This is a genomic window from Synergistaceae bacterium (assembly GCA_017444345.1).
Taxonomy (GTDB): domain Bacteria; phylum Synergistota; class Synergistia; order Synergistales; family Aminobacteriaceae; genus JAFUXM01.
Window position 1 is genome coordinate 1 of the sequence record JAFSWW010000100.1, and the last position, 4,005, is coordinate 4,005.

Genomic DNA, 4,005 nt, shown 5'->3' on the forward strand with positions numbered 1-4,005 from the left:
AGCAAAGCCGAGAATGCAAGACCGGTGATTACTGCGTATATAACGAGAAGAGTTATTGCAGTGTGAAACTTCATGCGCCAAATACCCTGCCTGATAATGAAGGCAGAAATACCAGCTACAGCAAGAATTACGAGCCATAACACAAGAGTCGTCCCGCCACCGAGTGAATCAGCAAAGAACTCTAAGAGAACATTAGCGTTGAACCATGCAAAGAAAATCATTAAGGCAAGAGAGCCTGCCATGACCAGAAAAAAATCACGCAGTATTTTATGATTACCGATATGTTTTGTTAAATCTGTCAAGCAAATCACTTCCTAAAAGAAAGCGATAAAATAATATAATAATCATTTAATTTTTTCATTTTTCATGACATAAAATAATTCGCGTATCAAAAATTCGAGAGTCATCTTTGCATGTGTACAAAACGCCCTGTCAATTGCCCCTAAAGAATCTGCATTAATCGGACAACCTCCGCCGCAAATTCCCAGTGCCTCACATGTTCTGCATTCTTCTTTGAATACGGGGCTTAATCTGCTCCACAGTTTTATATTTTCGTTACATGATAAATCGCTTTGATTATTATTAATATTCGTAAAGAAGTGTTCTCTATTCTCCGTACAGCCCTGACAGATGCCTACTCCGCCGTCAGGTGTTATTACTATCTGATTACCTGAAGCAGCCGCGCAGTCTGCAAAATATATTTTCTGACTCGCAAATGATTTCAGTTTTCTGGATAATCTTTCTTCATATATTCCAAGTGTTCGAGTCCGCCGGTAAAATTCGCATATAAATCTTGTCGCATTCGCGTAATAATCATCACTGACCCTAAAATCTTTCAAGTTATTCAAAATATTAAAGCATAGTGATTTTATCCCAAGTCTTTGCAACAGATTAATTAATTCATTCATTTCTTTGATAGTATTTTCTGTCAGAGTCACTGAAAGACTTATATCAAGTCCCATATTAACGGCGAGTCCGATTTTATCAATAAGTCTTTGATATATGCTTCGGCCGTTTCTGTCAATTCGTGAAGAGTTTGCTGCCTCCCCTGCTCCGTCGAGGGATATAGAGACGTTTATGTTATTCTCCCTGAGAAAAGATATTATCTTTGAGTCTAATAACATTCCGTTTGTTACAACTGAAAAAGTCAAATTCTCAGTTATGATTTTATCGTTCTGAAGTTCTCGTGATTTCTCGACAATAAATTTAAGCACGTTGAAATTCAATAAAGGTTCTCCACCGTAGAAAATAATATTTTTCTCGCTGTTAAAATTTTCATGCTGTTGGGCTGTCTGTTCAGCGAAGAATAACAGGGCTTTTTCTGCTATCTCACGGCTCATATGATAATCAGTGATTTTATGCCCGCATGACGCGTTGCCAAGAAAACAATACTTACATGCTAGATTACACTGTTCAGTCAAGATAAAATACGCAATACATATATACGGCTTCGGGATCAGCCTGCGCACATTGTGTATTAAATCTTTCTCGTCATTATCAACAAGTATGCGGCACTCCCTGAGGGATTCAATTAAGCTGTCTGGAAGTTCCCCAAATCGTCCGTCCTGAAGTGCTTTATGTTCGTCTTCGTTTAAGTATACAGGGATCATTCTTAAACTGTGATAGTACGAATAAATATTTTTATCTTTACTAACTTTATCGACTTCATCAATATCAACTTGAAAGTGAAAAATTTTTGCGTATTCAGAGAGTTTCATTGATTATCATTACTCCGATCAATAAACTTAAATTTAAATTAAATGAGAAAAGAATTCGATTCAATCATGAGCCTATAAAATTTCTCTTTATATTCTCCGGAACATTTTATCTTTCTGGTGCTAGTAAAAGTTTCGAGTGAAAAATCTTTTATATCTGCTTTGACGATGTCCGGGAAATTCTTAACCCTGCAGCCTCCTCCGCAAATATATTTAAGCTCGCAATTACAGCATGGTTGAAGATAGTCGACAAATGATCTTTGACGTACTAATTTTCGAATGGTCATTATGTCATCAAAATTATTTGTCCTGATATTAGCATATTTTCTGACATCGTGTACCCGTCCGCAAAAATATACGTCTCCTGAAGCACTCACCGTCAGATTTCCCCAGCCGCAGCCCCTTAATATATTATTGCCCCTGTGGGTGTTTATAAACGAAGTTAACTCGCTGTTAGGGTAAATTTCGCTGTAGATTTTATTTACAGAATCTTCAAGTTTTTTATTGCGTTCAGTATCTGCTATTAAATTCCTGCCGTCCAGAAGCTCTTTTTGTATCAAGACCAGAATATTTTTATCGGCAAGTCTTTTCGCAAATTCTTTATACTCAATGATATGCTGCTCTAAGCCGTCATAAGAAGGCGTAATCACTGCAATAGTTAATATATCAGGATACTTCAGGAAAGATTCAAGAGTATTCATTGCCGGGATAAACGCATTTCTGCCGCGAATTTCCGAGTTGCTCTGCTCATCGAAGCCGTCAACGCTGATTTGTATCTCGTTAATATACGGACTTAATTTCGCAACTCTGGTTTCGTCCCATAGAGTTCCATTTGTGAGAACCTGAACGTAAAGCCCCAGTGATGCCGAAATTTTAATGATGTCATTAAAATCTTTTCTCATCAGAACTTCACCGCCCGTCAAGATAATTTTTCTGCACCCGTAACGCCGGGCATTCTCCAGAAGCGAGCATATTTCATCAAAAGTAAGTTCATTCTCAAGAGCCGATGAAGCATACATGAAGCAATGATTACAGCGAAGATTGCAATTATTAGTTAGATATAACCTGAGATTGAAAGATTCTTCATCATCAGGGAGCAAATATTTTTGTGCCATGCCCCTTCCCTCGATCTGAGTCACAACGCTTTTGACTTCGTTAATTTCACTGCTGAATTTTTCAAGGACTTCACTTAAATTCATGCCGTTCATAAAAGCCTTGAAAATATTTATCTGACTCTGAGAATCTAGCACTATCCATTTGCCTGAATCAGGAGATATTACGAGCATAAAGCCTCCGTAACTTATAGGACATAAATTCTCAGGAAATGAATACTTTTTGTTCAATGGGATATTTATTATTTTATCGTGCATGTTTATATTCATGTCATTACTATTAAGCAAGGCTGCTGGAGAACTTTACAGACAGCCCCGAAATTCTTAATTATTACCACACAAGTGACGCTGCAGTATTGTCAAAGACTCGACAGTTACCCACACAATTACCGCCTATGGGACGCTCGCAGTCAAATCCGCATGAAAGCAATTTATTGTCAAGGACTCTGCAGTTACCTACACAATTGCCGCCTATGGGACGCTCGCAATTCAATCCGTAAGAAAATAATTTCGCATAGCTCTGAGTATCAGGCTTCAAGTTCAACACCTCCTTTAATAACTATAATAACTAAGTACGTGTTTAAAATTTTACTATTTTTTTTTCTCTGTCAACAAGTTTATTTTTTCTCACATATTGCAAACCTTCGCAGAGCCGGAAATTTTTTTATTCACTCTTAATGCGTCATGTTTGAATGCAAAAAAAAAAAATGACCCGGATTTTGCTCCGGGCCGTAAAGTGTGAATATTTACATCATGCTGCGATATAATGCTTTAATCTCCTCAACGTTCGTATCTCTGGGATTGCCGGGACAGCACGCATCAGCAAAGGCACTATCAGATAAGAACTGAATGTCTTCCTCTTTGAGAATTCCCTTAAGGTCCGCCGGGATTCCTACATCTGCCGAGAGTTTTTTCACTGCTGCAATAGTTGCTTTAGCTGCGTCATCATCGCTCATTGAGTCAATGCCTTCAACTCCCATTGCCTTACCGACTGCACGATAGCGTTTACCTGCTGCCGGAGCATTATATTCAAGACCATAGGGCAGGATTATCGCACAAGCTACACCATGAGGGGTATCATAGAGTGCGCTTAGACCATGAGCCATGCTGTGGACTATGCCCAAGCCTACGTTGGAGAAGCCCATACCTGCGATATACTGACCTAAAGCCATTCCCTC

Annotated in this window: 5 protein-coding genes; all 5 read right to left on the bottom strand. The window is 38.6% G+C overall.

Going from position 1 to position 4,005, the window contains the following annotated elements; genetic code table 11:
* Positions 1-242 (bottom strand): hypothetical protein (locus IJS99_07920; GenBank protein ID MBQ7561742.1); only part of this gene is annotated, 242 nt, incomplete at its 3' end.
* Between the two features lie 102 nt (positions 243-344).
* Positions 345-1,718, bottom strand: coding sequence for a FibroRumin system radical SAM peptide maturase (locus tag IJS99_07925; GenBank protein MBQ7561743.1), 1,374 nt, complete (start codon positions 1,716-1,718; stop codon positions 345-347).
* Between the two features lie 38 nt (positions 1,719-1,756).
* Positions 1,757-3,001 (bottom strand): radical SAM protein, encoded by a 1,245-nt coding sequence (locus IJS99_07930; GenBank protein ID MBQ7561744.1) that lies wholly within the window; start codon positions 2,999-3,001, stop codon positions 1,757-1,759.
* A 157-nt stretch (positions 3,002-3,158) separates the two neighbouring features.
* Positions 3,159-3,365: a hypothetical protein gene (locus IJS99_07935; GenBank protein ID MBQ7561745.1), complete on the bottom strand. Its 207-nt coding sequence runs from the start codon at positions 3,363-3,365 to the stop codon at positions 3,159-3,161.
* 208 nt (positions 3,366-3,573) lie between these two features.
* The coding region (locus IJS99_07940) for an iron-containing alcohol dehydrogenase (GenBank protein MBQ7561746.1) at positions 3,574-4,005 on the bottom strand (432 nt) is incomplete at its 5' end.

Excerpts from the sequence above, each read along its gene's own strand:
- IJS99_07930 (MBQ7561744.1), bottom strand. The coding sequence starts at position 3,001 with ATGCTCGTAATATCTCCTGATTCAGGCAAATGGATAGTGCTAGATTCT.
- IJS99_07925 (MBQ7561743.1), bottom strand. The coding sequence starts at position 1,718 with ATGAAACTCTCTGAATACGCAAAAATTTTTCACTTTCAAGTTGATATT.